The 23,453-nt window shown below is 54.9% G+C and carries 26 protein-coding genes and 1 pseudogene; 25 read left to right on the top strand and 2 right to left on the bottom strand.

What is annotated here, in order from left to right; translation table 11 throughout:
- The first annotated feature begins 41 nt into the window (after positions 1 to 41).
- The 6 genes from E0E37_RS18940 to E0E37_RS15185 are packed head-to-tail and all read left to right on the top strand — an operon-like array spanning position 42 to position 3,544.
- Entirely contained in the window at positions 42 to 566 is a 525-nt protein-coding gene (locus tag E0E37_RS18940; protein ID WP_246019751.1) for a cell division protein SepF, read from the top strand.
- 11 nt (positions 567 to 577) lie between these two features.
- Positions 578 to 859 carry a YggT family protein gene (locus E0E37_RS15205; protein WP_165445387.1) on the top strand — a complete coding sequence of 94 codons (282 nt, stop codon included), beginning with the start codon at positions 578 to 580 and terminating at the stop codon, positions 857 to 859.
- Between the two features lie 10 nt (positions 860 to 869).
- Positions 870 to 1,496 (top strand): DivIVA domain-containing protein, encoded by a 627-nt coding sequence (locus tag E0E37_RS15200; RefSeq protein WP_130863835.1) that lies wholly within the window; start codon positions 870 to 872, stop codon positions 1,494 to 1,496.
- The gene (gene lspA, locus E0E37_RS15195; protein WP_130863834.1) at positions 1,497 to 1,973 is read left to right on the top strand and encodes a signal peptidase II; all 477 of its coding nucleotides are present in this window, start codon (positions 1,497 to 1,499) and stop codon (positions 1,971 to 1,973) included.
- A gap of 1 nt (position 1,974) precedes the next feature.
- Complete coding sequence (locus E0E37_RS15190; RefSeq protein WP_130864502.1) at positions 1,975 to 2,913, top strand: RluA family pseudouridine synthase; 939 nt, start codon at positions 1,975 to 1,977, stop codon at positions 2,911 to 2,913.
- Positions 2,906 to 3,544, top strand: a complete 639-nt coding sequence (locus tag E0E37_RS15185; RefSeq protein WP_130863833.1) for a flavin reductase family protein — start codon at positions 2,906 to 2,908, stop codon at positions 3,542 to 3,544. The genes E0E37_RS15190 and E0E37_RS15185 overlap by 8 nt, the downstream gene beginning before the upstream one ends.
- Before the next feature lie 705 nt (positions 3,545 to 4,249).
- Here E0E37_RS15185 and E0E37_RS15180 read toward each other — a convergent pair.
- A complete protein-coding gene (locus tag E0E37_RS15180) occupies positions 4,250 to 5,986 on the bottom strand; it encodes an Rqc2 family fibronectin-binding protein (protein ID WP_165445386.1) in 1,737 nt (578 codons plus the stop codon).
- A gap of 442 nt (positions 5,987 to 6,428) precedes the next feature.
- Between E0E37_RS15180 and E0E37_RS15175 the strand changes: the two genes are divergently transcribed.
- The 7 genes and pseudogenes from E0E37_RS15175 (at position 6,429) to E0E37_RS15145 (ending at position 11,708) form a co-directional block, all read left to right on the top strand.
- Positions 6,429 to 7,313 carry a YicC/YloC family endoribonuclease gene (locus E0E37_RS15175; RefSeq protein WP_130863831.1) on the top strand — a complete coding sequence of 295 codons (885 nt, stop codon included), beginning with the start codon at positions 6,429 to 6,431 and terminating at the stop codon, positions 7,311 to 7,313.
- Positions 7,314 to 7,408: 95 nt separating this feature from the next.
- The gene (gmk, locus tag E0E37_RS15170) at positions 7,409 to 8,017 is read left to right on the top strand and encodes a guanylate kinase (protein ID WP_130863830.1); all 609 of its coding nucleotides are present in this window, start codon (positions 7,409 to 7,411) and stop codon (positions 8,015 to 8,017) included.
- A gap of 2 nt (positions 8,018 to 8,019) precedes the next feature.
- Positions 8,020 to 8,223 (top strand): DNA-directed RNA polymerase subunit omega, encoded by a 204-nt coding sequence (gene rpoZ / locus E0E37_RS15165; protein WP_130863829.1) that lies wholly within the window; start codon positions 8,020 to 8,022, stop codon positions 8,221 to 8,223.
- A gap of 156 nt (positions 8,224 to 8,379) precedes the next feature.
- Positions 8,380 to 9,249 carry an amino acid ABC transporter substrate-binding protein gene (locus E0E37_RS15160; protein ID WP_130863828.1) on the top strand — a complete coding sequence of 290 codons (870 nt, stop codon included), beginning with the start codon at positions 8,380 to 8,382 and terminating at the stop codon, positions 9,247 to 9,249.
- A gap of 143 nt (positions 9,250 to 9,392) precedes the next feature.
- A complete protein-coding gene (locus E0E37_RS15155) occupies positions 9,393 to 10,031 on the top strand; it encodes an amino acid ABC transporter permease (RefSeq protein ID WP_130863827.1) in 639 nt (212 codons plus the stop codon).
- Between the two features lie 13 nt (positions 10,032 to 10,044).
- A pseudogene (locus E0E37_RS15150) lies at positions 10,045 to 10,794 on the top strand (amino acid ABC transporter ATP-binding protein); the annotation flags it as partial.
- A gap of 185 nt (positions 10,795 to 10,979) precedes the next feature.
- Positions 10,980 to 11,708 carry a tRNA threonylcarbamoyladenosine dehydratase gene (locus E0E37_RS15145; RefSeq protein WP_130863825.1) on the top strand — a complete coding sequence of 243 codons (729 nt, stop codon included), beginning with the start codon at positions 10,980 to 10,982 and terminating at the stop codon, positions 11,706 to 11,708.
- Between the two features lie 36 nt (positions 11,709 to 11,744).
- Here E0E37_RS15145 and E0E37_RS15140 read toward each other — a convergent pair whose 3' ends face one another.
- A complete protein-coding gene (locus tag E0E37_RS15140) occupies positions 11,745 to 11,981 on the bottom strand; it encodes a YlmC/YmxH family sporulation protein (RefSeq protein ID WP_130863824.1) in 237 nt (78 codons plus the stop codon).
- A gap of 216 nt (positions 11,982 to 12,197) precedes the next feature.
- On the opposite strand from E0E37_RS15140, the gene E0E37_RS15135 reads away from it, so the two are divergent.
- From E0E37_RS15135 to E0E37_RS15080, 12 genes are all read left to right on the top strand, one after another.
- Positions 12,198 to 12,938: a ClpP family protease gene (locus tag E0E37_RS15135; RefSeq protein ID WP_207302975.1), complete on the top strand. Its 741-nt coding sequence runs from the start codon at positions 12,198 to 12,200 to the stop codon at positions 12,936 to 12,938.
- Between the two features lie 285 nt (positions 12,939 to 13,223).
- Positions 13,224 to 14,303 carry a P-loop NTPase family protein gene (locus tag E0E37_RS15130; protein ID WP_130863823.1) on the top strand — a complete coding sequence of 360 codons (1,080 nt, stop codon included), beginning with the start codon at positions 13,224 to 13,226 and terminating at the stop codon, positions 14,301 to 14,303.
- Complete coding sequence (locus tag E0E37_RS15125) at positions 14,281 to 15,498, top strand: CpaF family protein (RefSeq protein WP_330548591.1); 1,218 nt, start codon at positions 14,281 to 14,283, stop codon at positions 15,496 to 15,498. Before E0E37_RS15130 ends, E0E37_RS15125 begins: the two co-directional genes overlap by 23 nt.
- The gene (locus E0E37_RS15120) at positions 15,495 to 16,364 is read left to right on the top strand and encodes a type II secretion system F family protein (protein ID WP_130863822.1); all 870 of its coding nucleotides are present in this window, start codon (positions 15,495 to 15,497) and stop codon (positions 16,362 to 16,364) included. The genes E0E37_RS15125 and E0E37_RS15120 overlap by 4 nt, the downstream gene beginning before the upstream one ends.
- A gap of 15 nt (positions 16,365 to 16,379) precedes the next feature.
- On the top strand, positions 16,380 to 17,759 hold the full coding sequence (locus E0E37_RS15115) for a type II secretion system F family protein (RefSeq protein WP_130863821.1): 1,380 nt from the start codon (positions 16,380 to 16,382) through the stop codon (positions 17,757 to 17,759).
- Between the two features lie 68 nt (positions 17,760 to 17,827).
- The gene (locus tag E0E37_RS15110; RefSeq protein WP_130863820.1) at positions 17,828 to 17,995 is read left to right on the top strand and encodes a Flp1 family type IVb pilin; all 168 of its coding nucleotides are present in this window, start codon (positions 17,828 to 17,830) and stop codon (positions 17,993 to 17,995) included.
- Positions 17,996 to 18,032: 37 nt separating this feature from the next.
- Positions 18,033 to 18,545 (top strand): TadE family protein, encoded by a 513-nt coding sequence (locus tag E0E37_RS15105; protein WP_165445385.1) that lies wholly within the window; start codon positions 18,033 to 18,035, stop codon positions 18,543 to 18,545.
- Positions 18,542 to 20,119 carry a DUF5702 domain-containing protein gene (locus tag E0E37_RS15100; RefSeq protein ID WP_130863818.1) on the top strand — a complete coding sequence of 526 codons (1,578 nt, stop codon included), beginning with the start codon at positions 18,542 to 18,544 and terminating at the stop codon, positions 20,117 to 20,119. The genes E0E37_RS15105 and E0E37_RS15100 overlap by 4 nt, the downstream gene beginning before the upstream one ends.
- Complete coding sequence (locus tag E0E37_RS15095) at positions 20,097 to 20,948, top strand: hypothetical protein (RefSeq protein ID WP_130863817.1); 852 nt, start codon at positions 20,097 to 20,099, stop codon at positions 20,946 to 20,948. Before E0E37_RS15100 ends, E0E37_RS15095 begins: the two co-directional genes overlap by 23 nt.
- A 106-nt stretch (positions 20,949 to 21,054) precedes the next feature.
- A complete protein-coding gene (locus E0E37_RS15090) occupies positions 21,055 to 21,567 on the top strand; it encodes a DUF6382 domain-containing protein (RefSeq protein WP_130863816.1) in 513 nt (170 codons plus the stop codon).
- A gap of 150 nt (positions 21,568 to 21,717) precedes the next feature.
- Positions 21,718 to 22,734 carry a methionine ABC transporter ATP-binding protein gene (locus E0E37_RS15085; protein WP_246019750.1) on the top strand — a complete coding sequence of 339 codons (1,017 nt, stop codon included), beginning with the start codon at positions 21,718 to 21,720 and terminating at the stop codon, positions 22,732 to 22,734.
- Positions 22,727 to 23,413 carry a methionine ABC transporter permease gene (locus tag E0E37_RS15080; RefSeq protein WP_130863814.1) on the top strand — a complete coding sequence of 229 codons (687 nt, stop codon included), beginning with the start codon at positions 22,727 to 22,729 and terminating at the stop codon, positions 23,411 to 23,413. The genes E0E37_RS15085 and E0E37_RS15080 overlap by 8 nt, the downstream gene beginning before the upstream one ends.
- Positions 23,414 to 23,453: the final 40 nt, after the last annotated feature.

The following is a 23,453-nucleotide window of genomic DNA, read 5'->3' as shown; positions in this document are numbered from 1 at the left end:
GCAATTGGCGGATAATTTACGAAGAAACGAGGAAGAAAAGAATGGGTGACGGATTTTTCAACAAGCTGAAAGTACTTGTGGGGATCGAAGAGATCGACGACGATGACGATTATTACGATGACGATGAACCTGTGACGGGGGCAGCCGAACGGAGATCGGTGGACGTGAGACCGAACTCCTACAGTCAGCCGCCGCGGGCGGAGCTGAAAGACAGCAGTAAGGATAACAGGGTGGTGCCGATGCAGAATAATATGTTGCCGACAGGCAGAATTACGAGTCAGTTTAAAATGGTAGTGATCGAGCCTAAGGGGTTCGACGAGAGCCCGAAGCTGGTGGACAACCTGAAGGCGAAGAAGCCGGTCATCATTAATCTGGAAAAGCTGGAATCCGACACGGCGCGGAAAATCTTTGACTTTCTCAGCGGAGCGACCTATGCGCTCAACGGAAACGTACAGAAGATCGCGAACAATATTTTCGTGTTTGCTCCCGAGAATGTGGATGTATCATCCACTGTGGATCAGAAAGGCGTGGGCTTTGGCGACAATATCAAAAGCCCATGGAAATAATTGGTGAATCAATGGGAATACTGATAACTGCCGTTAACTTATTTTTTCAGGTGATGTCGAGTCTGATCGTGCTGTACTGTCTGCTCTCGTGGTTTTGTCCGCCAAACAGCAGGCTGTATGGTCTCTACACCAGGATGGGCGAGCTGGTGGAGCCGTTCATCGCTCCCTGGCGCCGTCTGACCCAGGGGCTGGCTTACCGGATCGGACTGGATTTCGCGCCGGTTATCGCCATACTTGCGCTGGAAATTCTGAACACTCTCATTGTGAGAGTGCTGCTTATCATTATATATTAGGAGGTTTTGCATGATTACTCCATTGGATATTCAGAACAAGGTCTTTGCCAAAGGGGTCCGGGGCTACAAGGAAGAGGATGTGGACGGATTTCTCGATCTGGTCACTCTGGATCTGGAAAAACTCATCGACGAGAACCAGAAGCTGAAAATGCAGGTGAAAAGCCTGAGTTCGGAAGTGGAGCGCTACAAAGGCTCCGAGGGCGCTGTCATCGACACGCTGGAAGCGGCCAAAGCGCTGATGAGCGATATTTCCGCCAGCGCGGAGAAGAGGGCGTCCATTCTCCTGAAAAACGCCTCTCTCGACGCGGAACTGATCCAGCGGGAGGCCAGGGATTCTGTGGAACGCCTGAAGGAAGAAGCGCTGTCCCTGCACAATCGAGTCAGTTCTTTCCGCACCAGATACAGGAGTCTGCTGGAGTCTGAGCTTGAGAAGTTCGATACGCTGACGGCGGAACTGTTCTCCGAGATGGAACGGGACAGACTGGGAGAGCTGGGCGCCGGCGGTTCCGACACCGTGATCCGCGAGGAGACTCCCGCCGCAGGTACGGCGGAGATCCCTTCCGCGCAGAGTTTCCGCGACGCGCCGGACGACATGTTCAAGACGATCACAAATTTGAGAACCGGAGAGGAATACTAATTGTATTATCTAATCATCGCAGTGCTGATTGCAGCCGATCAGTTCACAAAATATCTCATACAGTCCGGAGTCGCGCTGAATGAGAGCATACCCGTGGTCGACGGTATTTTTCACATCACCTATATCCAGAATTTCGGCGCGGCCTTCAGCATCCTGCAGAACCGTCAGACGCTTCTGCTGATCATCAGCGGAGCGGCCATAGCGGCTCTGCTGGGTTATCTGATCCTGAAAGGGAAGACTCTGCACCGGATGGCCGGTCTGTCCTTCGCCTTCATCATCGCCGGCGGAGTGGGAAATCTCATCGACCGGCTGACAAAAGGATATGTGGTCGATTTTTTCGACTTTCGCGTGTGGCCGATCTTCAACGTGGCCGATATCGCCGTCTGCTGCGGCTGCGCTCTGTTGATCTTTTACGTTCTTTTCTGGGAGAGACATGTGGAGCGCAGGTCTGAGGAACGGGAGAGAAAAGGTGACTGATATGGACCGGGGAGAGACTTATACATTTCAGATAGAGGAAAGTGAAAGAGAAGGGCAGCGTTTGGATGCTCTTCTTTCGGCTTTCATGGAGGAAACCTCGCGGAGTTATATCCAGAAACTGATCGCCTCAGGCAATGTGAGGGTGAACGGAAAGGACGAGAGTTCCAAAAAGTATAAGGCGCGCCGGGGAGACGTGATCGAACTTTTTCTGCCGGAAGCCAGAGAACTTCCCGCAGAACCCCAGGATCTGCCCCTGAACATCGTATATGAGGACGATGATCTGGTGGTGGTGGACAAAGCCAAAGGAATGGTGGTCCATCCGGCTCCGGGCAATCCGGACGGTACGCTGGTCAACGCCTTGCTGTATCACTGCGGAAATCTGTCTTCCATCAACGGGGTGATCCGGCCGGGGATCGTGCACCGCATCGATAAGGATACCAGCGGCCTTCTCATGGCGGCCAAAAACGACTTCACACACAGCGGGCTGGCAAAGCAGCTGGAAGCTCACAGCATTACCCGGGCCTATCAGGCCGTGACCCTGTACAATATAAAGGAGGAGCGGGGAACAGTGAACGCGCCCATCGGCCGCGATCCGAAAAACCGTCTGCGCAGGGCGGTGACAGAGCAGGGCGGAAAACGGGCTGTGACACATTACAGGGTCCTGAAGCGTTTCGGCGGAGCTTACACGCATATCGAGGCGCGTCTGGAGACAGGCAGGACGCACCAGATTCGCGTTCACATGGCCCATATTCACCATCCGCTGCTGGGCGACCCCCTCTACGGTCCCAGGAAGACGGCCTTCGGCGCCGAGGGACAGGTACTGCACGCCTGGCTTTTGGGCTTCATCCATCCCCGCACCGGAGAATACATGGAATTTAAAAGTCCTTTACCACAGGAGTTTCAATCAATACTGAACAAACTGGAGGCAAAATATGAGTAAAACTACGTTTAAGCCCGGCACCATGCTGAATCCCGTACCGGCGGTGATGGTCTCCTGCGGGTCGAAACCGGGAGAAGAAAATATTATAACCATCGCCTGGACCGGTATCGTCAACTCAGAGCCGCCCATCACCTATGTATCCGTTCAAAGATCCCGCTTTTCCCACGATGTGATCGAGAGGGAGGGGGAATTTGTGATCAACCTGACCACGGAAGCTCTGACCAGAGCCGCGGATTTCTGCGGCGTGCGCTCGGGGAGAAATGTAGATAAGTTTGCCGAACTTTCTCTGACGAAGGAGAAGGCGGATCTGGTAAAGTGTCCTATGATCGCAGAATCTCCTGTCAATCTGGAGTGCAGAGTCCTGGAGATGAAAGCCTTTCCCACCCACGACATGTTTCTGGCGGAGATCATCTCCGTTCACGTAGACACCTCTCTCATGGACGAAAACGGCAGGCTGGAGCTGGAAAGGGCGGGCCTGGTAGCTTACAGCCACGGCGAGTATTTCGGTCTTCAGAAACGGCCGCTGGGCCGATTCGGCTACTCCGTCATGAAGCCGAAGACAAAGAAGCGCATCGCCGGCGAGCGCAGGCAGAAATACAGAAAGAAAGAGCAGAAAGACGGCAGAAAATGAGACGGCGGAGATCGTCCCACGACCATCAGAAGATAAAAAAGAGCGCTGCAGGATCAAATGCAGAGCTCTTTTTTATAACATGGGAAATATCGTTTGCTGATATTTCCGTATGTTTCAAAAAAGTCTCCTTAGGAAAGTAAGCCCGTAGGGCGAATCATGTTTCCAAAGGAAACTTTTTTATACTCGGCGGAATACAGGAAGCGGACTTAGAGGAGGTGTCCACCAGTTAATTCAGTCCGGAACATGTCCTCCAATTACTTCATGATGCGTTTTTCTGCGGACGAAGGAAAGGGAAAGTTCCTTTACAAATCCTGAAAGTTTTCTTTGACAAAGTGGAGACATTCTTCACAGACTGCCTTTCCATAGAAGGTGACGGAAGGAGATCTGCCGTCACACAGCACGCAGGAGTGATTAAAATGATTCTTGCGATCAATCTCATTGGCTCGTTTCTTCATAGCATTTTTCCTTTCTTTTACCATATAATCATGCGTATTGGAATGGATAACTTTTTTATCCTGTATTCACAATGTAAGCGTAGCAAATATTTGTATAATTTTCAACATAAAAATAATTAAATGTAATAAATAACACGAATTATGTAATAAGGTAAAAAAAAGAAGGACATTTTGTCCTTCTTTCCGCTCATATTTTTGCAGAATTTGATCTATTTAAACGAAATTTTCCGATCGCCTAAAAATTGAACGGTCAGCGATCTGAACCGGAGGGCAGCTTCGGGTCCACATAGACCGTGCGGTTATCGGTGAAGATGACCATGCCCGGTTTGGCCCCCGCGGGCTTTTTTACAAAGCGCGCCCGGGTATAGTCCACAGGGACGTTTTCGGAATCCCGGCCCTTGCTGTGCCAGGCGGCGATGGCCGCCGCTTCAAAGATGGCGGTCTCGCCGGGTTCCCTGCCCTCCGTGAAGAGGATAATATGGGAGCCGGGGATATCCTTGGTGTGAAACCAGAGATCCTGTTTTCCCGCCGTCTTAAACGTGAGATAATCGTTTTCCCTGTTGTTGCGTCCGGCGAGCACGCGAAAACCGTCGGAAGTGGCGTACTGCCAGGGATCTGCCTTATGCTTCACAGGTTTTCCCGCAATTTTTCGCCGCCGCAGGTAGCCCAGGTCGCACAGCTCTTCCCGGAGCGCTTCGATCTCCCCGTAGCTTTCCGCGCTGCCCGCGAAGGCCAGCACCGACTCCAGGTACTGGATATCGGCCTCGGTATCCAGCAGCTGTATCTTCTTTTCCTTTATGGCGGTCTTGGCCTTGCCGTATTTCTTGAAGTAGCGCTGCGCGTTTTTTGCAGGGGAGAACCGCTCGTCCAGCGGGATCGTCAGCTGGGAATCGTCGTAGTAGTTGTGGACGTCCACGCTTTTCGCCCCGGGGTCCACCGCGTGCAGATTGGCGGTGAGCAGTTCGCCGTACAGCCGGTAGATGTCGGAGTTTTCCGCCGCCAGCAGATCCTCTGACAGACGCTGTTTTTTCAAAAGCTGCTTATCCAGCTGGGCGTTCACCGCCCGGATCAGATCCGAGGATTTCTGGCGAATGCGGTTGGATGAGGCTTTGTGGGTATAGAAAAAGTCCGCCGCCTGACTCACGTCGTCAAAGAGCTTCCGCTCACAGCAGTCCTCCAGCTCCGAAAGGGGAAAGATGTGAAAGTCTACAGGACCTTTTTCCGGATCCATGTAGACAGAGGGCTGCAGGCGATTTTCCAGTATGGCATTCGCGTGATTCTGCAGTACGGGCAGCAGATCCTCCGCAGTCAGCTCCTCCTGCGGTCTGTGGGTCAAAAGGGAGGCCAGATATACCATTTCTCCTGCGATCACAGGACTGACGCCCTGAAGTCCGCCCATCAGGGCCTTCGCCTGAGCGGCGCAGCGTCCCTCCGTTATTTCAGCGAGACGGGGCAGATCCAGATCGTAAAAACAGGTCTTGCCCTGGGAGGGCGGATAGACATAGGTCTGTCCCGGAAGGATCTGACGGTAGCGGTTTACGTCGATCGAGATCCGTTTGATGCTGTCGATGATCTTGTTGGAGGACAGATCGATCAGGATCAGATTGCTGTGCTTGCCCATGATTTCCGCAGTCAGACATTTATTTACCGAAAACCCCATTTCGTTAACTGTGTCTACACGGATCTCCACGATGCGTTCCGACTCTTTCTGGGTAACGGAATGGATGCGTCCGCCCTGAATGTGCTTGCGCAGCAGCATGCAGAAGGCTGGGGGACTGGAAGGATTCCGTGCCTCCGACTGAGTCAGGTGGATACGGGCGTGGCTGCTGTTTGTAGAGATGTACAGCTTATGCCGTTCCTTGCCGGCGTGGATCTGAAGGGTGATCTCATCCGGCTCCGGCTGGTATATTTTTTCTATTTTTCCGCCGGCCAGCAGACTGTTCAGCTGCCGGGCCACGGCTCCTGTTACAAGGCCGTCGAAACTCATGGTCATACTCCTTTAAGATTTCTTTATTTTATCATCTCCGATCGCCGGCGATATAAAACCGAACGTTGAAGACAGAGCTTAGTGTTTATGGTACAATGTCCATACCCCGCGATTGGCGAGCCGAAGGCGAAGACAGAGCGGCGGTATGACAGGTGCCCAGAACACTTAGCGACTGGCAAGCCTAAGGCGAAGACAGAGCTTAGTGTTTATGGTACAATGTCCATACCCCGCGATTGGCAAGCCAAAGGCGAAGCCAGAGCGGCGGTATGACAGGTGCCCAGAACACTTAGCGACTGGCGAACCGAAGGTGAAGACAGAGCTTAGTGTTTATGGTACAATGTCTATATTAACACGAATAAAAGTGAAAAAGCAAAAAATATATTGCGTGTTGATCAGAGTGAATGGCGAGAGAGTGCCGGCGGCGGCCGGACGGGGAGGAAAGATGATCAAGAGTATGACAGGCTTCGGAAGAAGCGAGATGAGCGACGGCAAGAGAAACGTAGTCGTGGAGATACGTGCGGTGAACCACAGGTACAGCGATATAACCGTAAAGATGCCCAGGCGGTATTCCTTTGCGGAGGAGAAGCTGAAGGCGCTGGTGAAAGGCGTGGCCAGACGGGGAAAGATCGACGTTTCCATCAATGTGGAGAATATAACGGAGGACGACACCACCGTCAGACTCAACACTATGGTGGCGCGGCAGTACTATGACAACATGAAGGAACTGGCAAATACCTTCGGGCTGCCGGAGGAGATATCCCTTCAGTATCTGGCGTCCCTGCCGGACGTCATGAAGGCCGTTCCGGATCTGGAGGACGAAGAGGCGATCTATCAGAGCCTGGCCGCTCCTGTGGCCGCAGCGGCGGAAAAGCTTAACGAGATGCGCGTGACAGAGGGCAAAAAGTTGGCGGAGGACATTATCATGCGCGGCCGTCTCATCCACGATATGGTAGATAAAGTGGAGAAGCGTTCGCCGCAGGTCACCGTGTCCTATACCGAGAAGCTGCGGAACCGGATCAGGGAGCTGATCGGAGACACGGTGGCAGTGCCGGAGGACCGCATTTTAGTGGAGGCGGCTATTTTCGCGGACAAATGCAGCGTGACGGAGGAACTGGTCCGTCTGGACAGCCATATTTCTCAGCTTGAGAGCATTATCACAAAGAGCAACCAGCCCGATGGAAAGAAACTGGATTTCCTGGTGCAGGAGATGAACCGGGAGGCCAATACCATAGGATCGAAGGCCAATGATATCGAGATCACCAATCTGGTGCTGGATATGAAGAGTGAGATCGAAAAAATACGGGAACAGGTGCAAAATATCGAATAAAATCGAAGGATCCCCCTTGAAATTCGCGGGAAAATGAGGTATTCTATATATTCATACGGAAGAAAAAAGTACATGCGTTTCAGAAAGGAAAATAAATGAACAAAGGGCTGCTGTTTGTGGTTTCCGGTCCGTCAGGAGCGGGTAAAGGTACGATCTGCAGGGAACTGCTGAATCAGATCGATGTGGATCTATCTATTTCAATGACAACCAGATCTCCCAGGCCAGGCGAGGTGCACGGCAAAAACTATTACTTCGTATCTCAGGAAGAATTCCTGCGCACGCGGGATGAAGGCGGCCTGCTGGAGCATGCTTTTGTTTACGGCAATTATTACGGAACACCCAGACAGATGGTGCTGGATAAACTGGAGTCGGGCAGGGATGTAGTCCTGGAGATCGACATTCAGGGAGCCCTGAAGATACGGGAGTCTTATCCCAAGGGTATTTTTATCTTTATCCTGCCTCCATCTATGGCGGAACTGCGCAAAAGGATCACCGGAAGGGGATCGGAGACCGAGGACGCCATCAATATGCGTCTGGGAGAAACGCTGAAGGAAGTTTCCTACATAGATAAATATGATTACTGTGTCGTAAACGGCGAAGTGGACGAGGCGGTGAGCCGCGTGGCCGCGATCATGAAGGCCGAGCACTCCCGCGTGTCCGAAGACGTTTACGCTCTGATCGAGAAGTATAAGGAGGAGATGTAAGAATGCTTTACCCATCTATAAATCTGCTGAAGACCAAGGCGGACAGCCGCTATACGCTGGTGATCCTGGCGGCCAAGAGAGCAAGGGATATTATCGAAGGAAAACCCAAGCTGACGGAAGAAGACGTGGCGAAGCCCGTATCCATCGCGGCCAATGAGATCGCGGAAGATCTGATCAGCTATACGAGAGACGATCAGCAGCTGTAAAAGCTGCGCGGACAGAAAACACGGCGGCGCCGTGTTTTTTTTGAGTTACTACTTTACAAATTTAGCGTGCTAAAGTATAATGGCAATATCGGTTCAAAGAGAAAACGATTGAACACAGATAATACAGCAGGAAACGTTTGAGGAGGAGAGACTGAAATGAAAAAGAAATTGTGTTTGCTTCTGGCATTGATCATGATCGTGGGCGCTTTCGCCATGGGCTGCGGCAGCGGAGACGACAATGGCGGCGGCGATGCCGTATCGGAAGACACGTCCCTGACGGATATCAAGGCCAAGGGCACCCTGGTGCTGGGCTGCGACGATGAATTTCCGCCCATGGGTTTTGTGGACGAAGACGGCAAACTGACCGGTTTTGATATTGAACTTGCAAGACTGGTGTGCGATAAGATCGGCGTTGAGCTGGAAGCCACGCCCATCGACTGGTCCACCAAGGAAGCGCAGCTGGAAGGCGGCAGCATCGACGTGATCTGGAACGGCTACACGATCACCCAGAAGCGTGACAAGAAAGTCGAATACACGAAGCCTTATCTGAATAACGCGGTGGTCATCGCGGTAAAAGCGGATTCCGATATCCAGACCATCGAAGATATGAAGGGCAAGATCATTGCGTCTCAGACGGACAGCTCCGGTCTGGCGGCGATCAGCAAGAACGAATTCCTGCAGGAAAATGTGGCTGAGATCAGAGAATTCAACAACTTCACGGAGGCTATGCTGGATCTGCAGTCCGTGCGTGTGGACGCTGTGGCTATCGACAAAGTGGTAGCCAACTATATGATCAAACAGAGCCCCGGCGTATATCGTCTGCTGGACGAGACCCTGGGAGACGAGCTCTACGGGATCGGCTGCAGAAAGGGTGCGGTCGCTCTGAGAGAGGCCATCGACAATGCTCTGGATGAACTCTATGAGGACGGCAGCATCGAGGCGCTCTCCAACGAGTGGTTCGGAACCAACGTGGTGATCCGCGACGTGGATAAGCTGGAGAATGATGAGATCACCGTCGTCGAGTAACGGCCGGCGGATAAATATCTTGAAACAGAACTTAATTTATGGCATGATGGAAAAGGCTTCGCGAGAGGCCTTTTTCCTGCCTGTCTGAAGCTTTTGGGCGGCGGGCGGGACCACGGGAAATAACGGACGAAAGAGAGAGAAAAATGGATTATATTCTGGAAATACTTCCTTACATATGGGGAGGCGCGGCCAACGCGTTTAAGGTATACGGCGTAACCATCGTCTGCGCGATTCCGCTGGGCATTATCTGCGCCATGGGGCGGCTGTCAAAATTCAAACCGCTGTCGCTGCTCATCGACATGTACACATGGCTGTTTCGGGGCACGCCGCTGATGCTGCAGCTCTTTTTCTTCTATTTCGGCCTGATGAACGTATATCCCATGCCGGCCCTGACGGCGGCCTGCGTCACGTTTGTCATCAACTATACCGCGTACTTTACGGAGATATTCCGGGCCGGCATCCAGTCCATCGATAAGGGCCAGTATGAGGCTGCAAAGGCGCTGGGAATGACTTATGGTCAGACCATGAAGCGGATCGTCATCCCTCAGGGGGTCAAGGTGGTCATCCCGCCTCTGGGCAATGAAGCCATCACGCTGATCAAGGATACGGCGCTGATCTCCGTTATCTCGCTTGCGGACATCACAAAGAACGCCAAGGTGGTCGCTGCCCGGGATTTTGATATTACATCTTATGTGGTGGCCGCGCTGATCTATCTGGCGATCACCTTTGTCATCATCAACGTGTTCCGGCAGATCGAGAAGAAGTTTGCCTATTACCGCTAGGAGGAGAAGTAGAATGGAAGTTATCAGGATAGAAAATCTCTGTAAACGGTTTGGCAGGCTGGAGGTGCTGAAGGGGATCAATCTCTCCGTGGAACAGGGGGAGATCGTTTCCATCATCGGGCCCTCCGGATCGGGCAAGAGCACGCTTCTGCGCTGCATGAACCATCTGGAGATCGCGGACAGCGGCAGCATCGTAGTGGACGGGACCCATATCGCCCGGGCGCACGAGACCACGGGCCGGGCGGTCTATCTGCCCAACAAGGAGATCCTGTCCGTGTGCAGCAGGCTGGGAATGGTATTTCAGAATTTCAATCTGTTTCCGCACAAGTCTGTACTGGAGAACATTATAGAAGCGCCGATGACGGTAAAAGGGATGAAAAGAGAAGAGGCCTGCGTCATCGCCCGGGATCTGCTCAGAAAAGTGGGACTCTCGCAGAAAGAGACGGCTTATCCTTTCGAGCTTTCGGGGGGACAGAAGCAGAGGGTCGCCATCGCCAGGGCGCTGGCCATGGAGCCGGAGATCATGCTCTTCGACGAGCCTACTTCCGCTCTGGATCCGGAGCTGATCGGGGAAGTGCTGCAGGTGATCAAGCAGCTGGCCAGCGAACACATGACTATGGTCATCGTCACTCATGAGATGAATTTCGCCAGAGAGATCTCAGACCGGGTGCTGTTTATGGATCAGGGCGTGGTGCTGGCCGAGGGTTCGCCGGAGGATATTTTTGTGAATCCGAAGCATTCCCGTATACAGACGTTTTTGAACATCGTGGCCAAGACCGGGGAGAGCGGGGGCCTTGCGGATAGTTCGGGATCGGGCTTCACCGACGGCGCCACCGCAGGTGAAGCTGGCCAGCTGGGCATGCCGGATGGTAAGGCGGGAGGACGTACGCTGCTCAAGTATGGCAGATCCGGAGAGAAGACCGACGCCCGGGGGAAGGGCGGAGCGGAATGAAGACAGTTTACGACCGAACGCGCATGCTCATCGGCGAGGACGCGCTGGAAACGCTGCGGCAGTCATCCGTCGTCATCTTCGGGATCGGCGGCGTGGGCGGATTTGCCGTGGAGGCTCTGGCCCGCACAGGCGTGGGCACCATCGGTATCGTGGATTCCGACCGGGTGGATGTGACCAACATCAACCGACAGATCATCGCGCTGCAGAACACGGTGGGCCGTCTGAAGACCGAAGTCATGGAGGAACGGATCGCAGCGATCAATCCCGCCACCGCCGTGCACAGCTATCCCTGCCGCCTGACAGCGGAAAACATCGCTTCCTTCCATCTGGAAGATTACGATTATGTGGTGGACGCCATCGACGACGTTCCTGCGAAACTTGTCCTCATCGCGGAGGCGCACCGTCTGGGAAAGCCGGTGGTCTGCTGCATGGGCACGGGCAATAAGCTGGACCCTCAGAGACTGAGGATCGCGCCCATCGAAAAGACTCACACCTGCCCGCTGGCCAGGCGGATCAGAAAAGAACTCCGTCTGCTGGGGATCAGGGGAGTAAGCGTGGTCTTCTCAGATGAAGAGCCCGGCCGGGCGGAATACCCGGAGGAAGGCGGCGCGCCGGCCAGCGTGTCTTTCGTGCCGGCGGCGGCGGGCATGCTTCTGGCTTCCAAGGTAGTGAGGGACCTGATCGAGAGCCGGGATGGAAGGACGGCAGCGGCCGTCCGGCCGTAGAGACCGCAGAATAAAAGGTCGTTATTCCCTGTAGGATCAAATATCGGCGTCGACGATGATGATGTCTTCGCCGATTTTTTTTATGCAGTTCCAGGGGAGCTGAAGAAACTCGCTGCCGCCGAAATGGAAACGCCCGGTGAATTCCGGGACCAGCAGCGCCTTGATCTTTCCCTGTCGGGGATCGAATAGAAGCTCCGAGTCGGCCAGCTGGCCGTATCGGCAGCCGTTTGACAGATTGACGATTTCTTTATAGCCAAGATCGCTTAAACGCATGATTTTCACTCCTTTTCTTACCTTTCCATTCATGTCTGCAAAACGCGGGCCGGCGTCAGCAGACGCGCGGTTCGCTTCAGGCCGGACGTTTTGGGCCATATTTTTTTCAGGGAAGGTTTTCTTGCGAAAAGCGGCGGAGTTTTCGACGCCGCGTCACATTAACAAATATATTTTGGATACACTATCCTTATGACCATGGAAAAAAGGAGAATGCAGATGAGCGATTATAAAAACGGCGATCCGGACCGCGACGACGAGAATCTGGACAGAGAAGCGGAGAAAGAAAATCAGGTCAAGCAGACCATCGATGATTTTGGCGTGATCAATAACGCTTTCAATTTTGACAGCGACATTCAATACCTCACGATCATCGGAAATATCGAGGGACATATGGTGCTCCCTCCCCAGAATAAGACCACGAAGTATGAAAATATCATTCCTCAGCTGGTGGCCGTGGAAGAAAACAAAAATATCAAAGGGCTGCTGACCATTCTGAACACGGTAGGCGGCGATGTGGAAGCGGGCCTGGCTATTTCTGAGCTGATCTCCACGCTGACAAAGCCCACGGTTTCACTGGTGCTGGGAGGAGGCCACAGTATCGGCGTGCCCCTTGCTACCTCCAGCAGCTATTCGTTTATTGCAAAGAGCGCCACCATGACGCTGCATCCCATCCGTCTCACCGGTATGGTGATCGGCGCGGAGCAGACATACGAATACTTCCGCAGAATGCAGGACCGCATCGTAGATTTCATCGTGAGGACCTCCCACGCCCGCAGGGCCGAGGTGATAAAGCTGATGAACAACACTGACGATATGGCAAACGACGTGGGTACCATCCTCTATGGAAAGGAAGCGGTGGACTTGGGTCTGATCGATGAGGTGGGCGGGCTCAACGACGCTTTGCGCAAACTGAAAAGCATGATCGCAGAGGCGGATGGTCAGGAAACGGCTCGCTGAGATAAGCGGGGGAGCAGTTTCCCATGAACTGATCCTGCCAGAAACGCGGCTTGAAACCGGCAATGCAGACCAATGCAGAAAAACGGTTCAAGCCGCGTTTTTTATACATGGAAAATATCGTCCGCTGCTATTTCCATATGTTTTAAAAAATTTCCTTTGCGAAAGCGTTCCTGCGCCGTGTCAACGGGAATCAGTTGTCGAAAAGATATGATTGACATAATAAGTAAAATATAATAATATTAAGAAAATCAAATAAATGGAAAACCAGAAGACAGGCGGGGGATTATGTCCAAATTGAGAGTAGGTGTATTCGATCAGGATGTGGAGTACGGAGCGGCGCTTACGCGCCAGCTGGCGCTGAAAAACGCCGATTTCCAAGTGGCGCTGTATGAGCCGGGATCGCATCCGGCAGGCCCGCCGGATGCGAAGGAGATCGACGTGCTGATCCTCGGGGAAATAGAGGGAGGGGTGCGATCAGGCGCTGCGGCAAGGGACTTTAGTGAGCGGGGACGCTGTATCGTTCTTACCGGCAGAGAAACAGAATTGCCGCAGATGCCCGCTCACTTCCGATACGGCCGGGTATCTGAGCTGGCCTCTCTCATCCGCTCCGTCTGCGGAAAGAGAAAAGGAGACCGGGAGGGCATCCTTCTATTCGGCCCGGACACCGGGGTACGGATGACCGGTTTTCTGAGCGGAAGCGGAGGGACGGGAAAAACGGTATCAGCCATAGCCTATGCCCGCGTGCTGTCCCGGGAGTACGGCAAGCGCGTATTATTTCTCAGCTTTGAGGAGTGGGACTCTTCCGCTTTCTACGCCGGAGGAAAGAGGTCTGAGGAGCACAGGCTGGAAGAGTTTCTGTACTACCTCTTTTCCCGCCGGGAAGGTATGGACATGCCGCGGCCTGATGTGGGTCATTATGCTCCCCCGGGGCCGGAGACCTATCTGTATGAGGACCCCTGGGGCGTGTGCGGATTCTTTCCGTCCTCCGGCCTCAACGATCTGGCTGCGCTCTCGGAGAAGGAACTCGTTATTCTGTTTCAGGAGCTGATCTGCGGAGGACGGTTTGACCGCGTCGTTTTAGACCTTCCTTCTGCCGTGACGGGGGAGGAAGCAGTCTTTCTTATCCGCAGCTGTGTCTCGCTGGTCCTGGTCAGCGACAGCCGGCCTTATTCGGTCTTTCGGGCTGGGCTGCTGGAACGCTGGCTGACCGATGAACTGAACATAGGAGAAGAAGCCGTATTTTCGCTCCGGCCTGAGACGGATGAGGAAAGTTTTCTGCCGGACGGAAAAGGCGGGGTGGAGATCGACATCCACCATCAAATTGGAAGGGAGGTGAAGGACCTTGCGGAGCGCATGGGGGAATGAAGGCGGAAAGAACCTGAAAATACTGGAGGAAGTCAGAAACATGATCAACAGTTCTGCAGAGAGCGTGAGCGACGGGGAGGTCTACCTGGAGATCGAGAGGAGAGTCCTGATGGACGAAAGTACCCGGGATCTGAGCTTTCGGGCGAAACGGCAGACGGTGGACCGCATTTTCCACTCACTGCGCTGCGAGCTCGATCTGCTTCAGCCTTACGCGGAGGACGGCCGGGTGAGCGAGATCATGGTCAACGGTCCGGATCACATTTTTATCGAACGGGGCGGACGGATCGAGAGAGTGCCTGAGCACTTCGAGAGCACGGAAGAGCTGGAAGAACTGATCCGCCGGATCGCCGCCGGGGTACACAGGGAGATCAACGAGCTTTCACCGGTGGTGGACGCCAGACTTTCAGATGGCTCCAGAGTCAATGCAGTCTATAAAAACATCGCGCTGAACGGGCCCATCCTCACGATCAGAAAGTTCCCTGAAAAGCGGATCACCATGGAGGAACTGATACGCATGGGATCCATTACACAGGAGGCGGCTCAGTTTCTGGAGAAGCTGGTGGTGGGCGGCTACAATATTTTTATCAGCGGAGGAACAAGTTCCGGAAAAACGACCTTTTTAAATGTTCTGTCCGATTTCATCCCCAGGGAAGAACGGGTGGTGGTCATAGAAGATTCAGCGGAACTGCAGATCGGCAACATCGAAAATATCGTAAGGATGGAAACGCGGAGCGCCAACGTTCAGGGGAAAGGAAAAGTCAGTATCCGCCAGCTGATCCGCGCGTCGCTGCGTATGAGACCGGACCGCATTATCGTGGGGGAAGTCAGAGGAGAGGAAGTGGTGGATATGCTTCAGGCCATGAACACGGGACACGACGGTTCGCTTTCCACCGGACACGGAAATTCGCCGGAAGGTATGCTGCGGCGAATGGAAGCCATGTTTCTCTCCGCAGCGGACTTTCCGGTGGACGCCATCCGCTCACAGATCGCCGAGGCGGTAGATGTGATCGTACATATGGGCCGGCTGCCCGACAGCAGCCGGCGCGTGCTGGAGATCAGCGAGATCACGGGATACGAGGGCGGAAAGATCGTCGCCAGATCTCTTTACCGCTACGCTCCCGGAAAAGGGCTGGAGGCGGCGGAAAACGTTCTGACCAATACGGAAAAGCTGAGGATGAGGGGGATAACGCTGTGAGTATATTCAAAAGCAGCCGCAAAGTTTTCCGGGCTCATCGGCAGGAAAGCCGGATCGGAGGGATCCGGGAAAATGGAGCGGAGGAAAAGCCGGAAGACCTAAAGAAACCGGGAAACCCGGGGAAGCCGGATTATAATACGTACACGCTGAACGCCAGGGAAAAACGCCGGTATTTTTTTGCATCAATGATTTCCTTATTTTTGATAGGAATCCTGTTTTATAAAAATTTGATCTTATCTGCATGTCTGGCTTTTCTTTCGATCCCTCTGCGGCGCCGCTGGCAGTCGCATCTGGCGGAAAAACGCAGGGAAGCGCTGACCGCACAGTTCCGGGATCTGCTCTACGCTCTCTCGGCTTCCGTCTCTGCGGGGAGACAGCTGCAGGAAGCTTTTGAAGATGCGAGGGAACAGTTGGAAGTAAGTTACGGAACGGACTCACTGATCTACCGGGAAGTGGACGGAATGGTCCGCGGCATACGGGAGAGCCGTCAGCCGCCGGAAGAGCTTCTGCGGGATTTCGCCCTTCGCAGCCACATCCCCGAAGTCAGTCAATTCGTGCGGATCTGCTGTATCTGCAGGAGGAGCGGGGGCGACATGGAGAGGATCATCGGAAAGACCTCGACGCTGCTCATGGAGAAGATAGCCGTCAGACAGGAGATACGGATGGTGACGGCGCAGAAGAGACTGGAGGCGAACATTCTCGCTCTCATGCCGGTGGGAATGGTGTTGATCCTGAATCTGCTGTCGCCGGATTATCTGGCGGTGCTGTATGGCGGCATGGCCGGCAGGGCGGTGATGACGGCGGCCCTGTCCGGGATCGCACTGTCGTACCACATCAGCAGAAAGATCACGGAGATCAGTGTGTAGGAGGTCTGCAGGAAAATGAAGAAAAAACAAAACGATATACCTAAGCGAATATTTTATTATTGGTACAGCCGGGCCCCCGACTGGCTTCTGGGGAAGCATGAAGAATGGACGGCTCGATTTCGATGCTGGTTTGGGAACTCCTTCTTTCCCGGTCTGGAAGAGGAACGGATACAGAGGGAGCGAAAAAAGCTTTTTGCCTCGTATCTGACGGTGAGCGCGGTCTGTCTGACACTGTGTCTTGCGGCTCTGACGGCTGATCCGGCGGAACCTTTTTACGGGACTATAGACAGACCCTCTCCGGGGGAAAAGGCATACACGCTGCCGCTGAAAGCGGAGCTGCGTTGGAGCGGCAAGATCTTTACTGAAAAGACCGCGGTGCGCGTGGCCGCAAGGGAGCCTGACGCGGTAGAAAAAGAGCGGGCCCTGGCGGAGCTGGAGGACAGACTTCCTCATATGATCAGAAAAGAAAACGAAAGTCTTGATTATGTAAACAGCTCGCTGGATCTGATCCGAAGGGACCCGGACACCGGGGCGGCGCTGCGCTGGTTTTCTGCGGATCCCAAGCGTGTGGACAGCGACGGTTCCGTGGACCCCATCGGATTGAAGGGTCCGGAGGATGTGGCGCTGAAGGCGGAGCTTCAGCTTGGGGAAGCCAGGCGCCAGGTCTGCCTGAATGTACGGCTGCAGCCGCCTGCTGAAGAAGCGTCCTGCAGAGAGAGTTTGATCCACAGGATGGATCAGGCGCTGACACTGGCCGCCGGACAGAGAAACGAGGAATCGCTGAAGCTGCCTTCCTCACTGGGCGACGGAGCGACGGTGCGGTGGATGCCGGAAAAGAAAAATAGAAATACAGGCGCGGTCCCAGTACTGGGGATCGCCGCCTGCCTGATCCTGTATCGGCGCCGCTACGCGGCTTTGGAAAAAGAGAGCAGAGGCCGGCGGGAGACTATGCGCAGAGAATTTCCTGATCTGGTCGATCAGATGGTGCTTTTGCTGAACGCCGGGATGGTGGTCAGCGCAGCGCTGGCAGAAGCTGCGGAGTCCGCCGGGGATGGCTCATCCGGCGAAGACAGTCCGCTTTTCAGCGAACTTTCCCGCATCGCAGATCGGGTGAGAAGGACCAATGCTTCTTTCACGGGCGAACTCATGATATTTGCGCAGGGGACCGGAATCAGGGAGTTGATCCGCTTTGCGTCTATCGTTGCAGACAACGTGGACAAGGGCAGCAGCCTGGCGGAAAAGCTGGAGCGGGAGGCATGCCTGCTGAGAAGCGGACAGAGGAAACGGGCGGAGGAACTGGGACGGCTGGCGGATACTAAACTCAGCTTCCCGCTGATGATCCTCCTGCTCATCCTGATCCTCATCGCGGTGGCCCCGGTCATGTTTGAAGTATAACGCTTGCAGTATCCTGCGGCGGCAGATCGCGGGATCAGAGAAACAGAGGGATCCGAGGAGGAAAAGATATGAGATACGCACGGAACAGACTGCACATCGGCAATAAAAAGGGGATGGAGATGGTACAGGTGGCTATACTGGTGGCTATCGCCGTGGGACTGGGGCTGATCTTCAAGGACAGGATCGGCGAATTTGTGACGAACACGTTCGACGGCCTGACCAACAGTGGTTTTTAAGACCCGGTCCGGCAGGAATCGGAGAGGAAGCGCGCTGGTGGAGGCGGCTCTGGTTCTGCCGCTGGTCATTTTGGCCGTGCTCACGGCGATATGGCTTCTGACTGTATTTTATGGACAGACGGCGGCCCGAAGCGCCGCTCACCGGGCTCTGAGAAACAGCGCGGGGATCCTCAGCGCCACGGTGCTCCGTCCGGGAGAGAACGGCTTCGACGGACTTTACGATACTGTGCTGCGCCAGGGGGAGATCGGCTCAATGCTGGAAGAAGAGGCGGAACAGGTTCTCAAGTTCGGGGCTTCAGAGGACAGAGAAAAAGGGCGGGGGGACGTCGCCGGCCATCCGGATGATCCGCAGTTTGAGGGCAGCTATAACGGTCTGAGTATTCCGCCGTCCCTGAAACTTAGATTCTGCAGGGACTATGGCAGATGGGGACTGTACCGGGGAGAGATCAGGACCGAGCGGGCCTGCTGGTATTTTGGGGTGGATGAGGCGCAGTGGGTGCGAAACGATGACTGGCTGCGGGAACTGAAGACGGAGAAGGGGGAAGAATGAAAAGAAAGAGAGGGGCGTCGGCCGTTTTCCTCACATTGATCCTGACTGCAGTATTGGGGGTTACGGCGGTCCTATTCGAGGGGGCCTGTTCATCTGCTGCGCGGAGCATGAGCGAAGGGCTGGCGGATCTGGCCGGAAGGTCCGCGCTGTCCGCCTACCATCGGGAACTGAAAGAAGAATACGGGCTGTTTGGACTGGAGGCGTATGAGGAGAACATCGAGGACGATCTGAGATATTTCATCGAAGAATCTCTCCGCCATGACCCGGGAAAGGCTGCGGGGCATGGCGGCGGGGAAGCGCCTCTGGAACTGGTGAGTCTCTCCCTTTCCGAACTGCAGACGGACGCCTCGGAATATCTGCTGATCCGGCCGGACGTGCTGGAGGGCCAGATCTTGGACTATATGAAATACAGGGCGCTGTTTTCCGGCCTTGATCTGGCAGGCGAAGAGGAGGAGATGCGTTCCGGGCTGAGCGGAAGCGCGGAGGCGGCGGAACTGGAGCGCCGCAGGAATGAGGAAGCGCGCCGGGCGCGGGAAGAACAGGAGCAGGCGGACAGAGAAAGCCGGGAGGACGAGGAAGAATCCGATGAGGACAGAGCGGCGCGCAGAAAGAGGGAACAGGCCGGACGGCGTCTCTCCGATCTCATCGGTCTCCAGCGCAAAGACCGCGACGGCTGGACTCCAACGGCCGCCGGCGGTCCTCCCCAGCGGGAGCTTCAAAATGCGCAGGAGATAGCGGCGCTGCCTTCTTCACTGGTTGATTACAGAAAGACGGCTGATCTGACCTCTGTTTTGAAAGGAAGTATGGGAGAGATCCTGGCGGAAGGGAGAAACAGCGTGTATCTCAACGGATACATAAGTGAGCACTGCGCAGATTATGTGAACGGCCCGGCCAGGGAAACTTTTTTTCGCAACGAGATAGAATACATTCTCTGCGGGCACCTGGGGGACGGGAAAAATCTGAAGCAGATCAGGCTCTATCTCTACAGTCTGCGGGAAAGTCTGAATTTAGCTCATATCTATCAGGATCCTGCAAAGCGTCGGATGACGATGGATATGGCCCTGGCCGTGGCGCCGGGGCCAGGCGCCCCCTTTGTCCAGCTGCTGATCGCCGCGGTATGGGCGGGAGCGGAGACCGTGACGGATGTAAACGATCTGCTGGCAGGACGGGCGGTGCCTTTCATCAAAAAGCCGGAGGATTGGAAACTGAGCCTGGATTCTCTGCTGACGGCAAGTGATGAGGGAATCGATGCAGCCGCGGGGGCGGCGGGCAAGCCGGACATAGGGGAAAAAGGGGAAAGCGCAGAAGGTGCGGGTAACCAGGCAGGCAAAGGAAGGGGAAGCTACCGGGATTATCTGCAACTATTTCTGATGATCCAGAGCCGGGAAGCGCGGCTGGTGCGGCTGATGGATCTGATCCAGCTCAATATGCGCCTGCGCTGCGACAGAGAGTTTCGCCTGGAAAATTATTGCGGAGGCTTTTACTGCAGGACCGTGTTCGTGCGCAGGACTGGGCTGCTGGCGCCGCGGCTGATCTCAGGAGGGTATGCCATTGAGAAGAATCAGAGCTACTGAAAAGCGGGGATCGCTGATGGTGGAAGCAGCCGTTTTCCTGCCGGTGTTTCTCATCGCAGTGCTGACGCTGGGACTGCTGATCCGGCATGCAGGTACAGAGGAGACGGTCCTGCACGCCATGCTGAATCAGGGCAGGCTGACTTCCGTGGCGGCGTACAGCGCCCTTCAGAACAGTCCGGGAGCCGGACAGGCGGGAAAACCGGGCGACAACGGAGCCGGACTGGAAGGTGCGGATAGCCCGGCGGCAGAGAATGAGCTGTGGGAAGGCTATGGCGCGCTGGCAGGGCTGGCGTCCCGGCAGCTCTACCGAGCCGGCGTACAGACACAACTGGCCCGGGAGCTGGACATGAAAGAAGATGAGATCGAACTGGAGAATTTTCGATATCTCTACGAGGCTGACGGGCGGGATCATTTGATCGCCGCCACGGTTAGGTACCGTGGGGCCGTGCCCCTGCCGAGGGCGGCGCGGAAAGAGCTGACGGGCAGGGAACATCTGGTCTGGAGGGCCTTTGCCGGAGCCGGGGATCGGCGGGAGACGCCGCCGGCCTCCCGGGAAGACATGGAGGAGGATAAGGAATCCTGTCCCATCGTAACGCCGTCGCCTGTGCGGAGGATCGTTACAGACAGACTGAGGAAGCAGTATGGACCCTGCGGGATGTGCCGCGCGTCGGAGCTGAAAAGCGGCGGCAGCGCCTATTGTTTTTCGGAGACTGGGAGGGTCTATCACAGGAGGACCTGCCGGGCGGTGGATCGTTACTTCGTGATCATGGAGCGGGACGAGGCGGAAGACCGGGGGTATCTGCCCTGCGCCAGATGCGGCGGTTATTGAGGGCCGCCCGCGGCAAAGGGCCAAAGGGCATGCAAACGGAGGGAGGAGAAGCGGGTTGATCTGTGAAGGTACGAGATTTGAACAGGGCGGACGGAGTTTTTTTGCTTTGAGATGGGAAGATGAGGGCGGTTATGTCCGGGAAGCGCTGGAAGCGGGCAGGTGTTCTTTTTTCCTGCCCACCCGGTTTTTACGGCATGGCGATAAGCTCACAGCATACTACGACGACACGGATCATCGTTCACTGCTTGGCTGTTTTGAAGAAAAGGCGCGCCGGGGCGGCTCGCTGCTGTGGGCCTCGGTATCGCTGGCAAGGCAGCTGGCGGAAGGAGAAGAGGAGGCTCAGGATTTTCTCCTGAATACGGACGGCATTCGGTATGGCTGCGAAAATATTTTCCTGTCGGCTGCAGGGCGGCCGGCGCTGGCATATATTCCCCATGGCTCCCCAGCCCACATGCCTTTTTCGCTGCGGATACAGGGGCTTATGAATGAGCTGGATGAAGCCTTTCCCGGATTGGGAGCGGACCGATTTGCCCAGAAGCTCGCTCAGGAGCTGGAGAAAAAAGCCATGGGCACCGGGGCCCTGCTCCGCCTGTTCAGCCGCTGGGAGCGGGAGATATAGCGCTCCGAGGCCGGGACTGGGCCGGGGTTCTTTGCAAAACTCGGGAAAGCCTGCATTTACATTGACGAAATACCTTAAAAAGGGTATAATATTTAACTAATGCAGGCAAAATGCAGCCGAGACCTGGCACAGAAAAGAGGGAGAATACTTTTGGAGAATCAGCCGATCATTGAGATACGCGGTCTGGACAAGATCTACAAGACGAAAAATGCTGAAGTTCAGGCTCTGCGCGATATCAATCTCACGATAGACAAAGGCGAGATATATGGGATCATCGGTCTGAGCGGAGCGGGTAAGAGTACTCTGGTCCGCTGTATGAATTTTTTGGAACGGCCCACCGCCGGCCATGTCTTTGTGGACGGTGTGGATCTAGGCACTTTGAACACCAGAGAACTGGGCAAAGCGCGGCAGAATATCGGGATGATATTTCAGCAGTTCAATCTGATGATGCAGCGCACCGTAGAGAAGAATATCTGCTTTCCCATGGAGATCGCAGGCGTGGATAAAGCGAGTCAGAAAAAACGGGTGGACGAGCTGCTGGAGATCGTGGACCTTTCCGACAAGCGCGACGTCTATCCGTCGCAGCTGTCCGGCGGTCAGAAACAGCGCGTGGCTATCGCCAGAGCGCTGGCTACAAGTCCCAGCGTTCTGCTCTGCGACGAGGCCACCAGCGCCCTGGATCCCAAGACGACCAGAGCGATCCTGACACTGCTGAAAGATATCAATCGGAAGCTGGGTATCACCATTGTGATCATCACCCATGAGATGAGCGTCATCGAGGAAGTATGCTCTCAGGTGGCGATCATAGATAACAGCCAGATCGCGGAATCAGGCAGGGTAGCGGAAATATTCGCCCATCCCAAGACGGCCTCCGCTCAGCGGCTCGTCAATCCGGAAGGAAATAAGATCGATTTCGGCGGCCGGCCGGGCAAGAGTATCCGCATCGTCTTCGACGGAAACTCATCCTATGAGCCGGTGATCGGAAGTATGGTGCTCCACTGTAAGGCGCCTGTTAATATCATGTTCGCCGACACAAAGAATATAGAAGGCAGAGCTTACGGGCAGATGATCATTCAGCTTCCTGAGGATGAGAGCACCGCCGGCAAAATGCTGGAATACCTGAGCGGCCAAAACGTTTCTGTGGAGGAGGTGAGCGCAGATGATTGAAAACTTTCTCGTCCCGTTTAACGAGACGGTCATAAAAATGATCGGCTGGGGCATTCTTGAGACCTTTTACATGGTCATCGGATCGACAGTGCTGGCCTATGTGATCGGGCTTCCTACGGGAATGCTGCTGATCATGACTGACAGAAAGGGCATGCATCCCATGCCCAAACTGAACGGTGCGCTGAACTTTGTCGTGAACATCCTGCGTTCCGTGCCGTTTTTGATCTTATTTATCATCCTGATGCCGACGATCCGCATCATCGTCGGCAAGGCGTACGGCCCCACGGCGGCCATGGTGGCTCTGCTGATCGCAGCAGCGCCCTTTGTGGCACGGCTGGTGGAACAGTCGCTTCAGGAAGTGGACGGAGGAGTGATCGAGGCGGCCTTCAGCATGGGCGCTTCTCCGGGGACCGTGCTTTGGAAGGTCATGCTTCCGGAGGCGCTTCCGTCTCTGGTCAACGGCTGTACCATCGCCAGCACTACCATTCTGGGCTACTCGGCTATGGCCGGATTTATGGCCAGCGGCGGTCTGGGCGACATTGCTGTAAAGTATGGGTACAACAGGTGGATCTTCCCCGTGCTGGTAGTCTCCGTGATCCTTCTGGTCATCATCGTACAGATCATGCAGGAGGTCGGAAACCGCCTGACGAAACGCGTCGATAAAAGGAACATCGGATGATCGAACCTTTTATTCATATATTAATGAAAAAACAGGAGGA

It is taken from the genome of Bacilliculturomica massiliensis (assembly GCF_900605495.1).
Lineage (GTDB): Bacteria > Bacillota > Clostridia > Peptostreptococcales > Anaerovoracaceae > Bacilliculturomica > Bacilliculturomica massiliensis.
The sequence above is the reverse complement of the archived record's forward strand: the minus strand, read 5'-3'. Positions and strand labels throughout refer to the sequence as shown.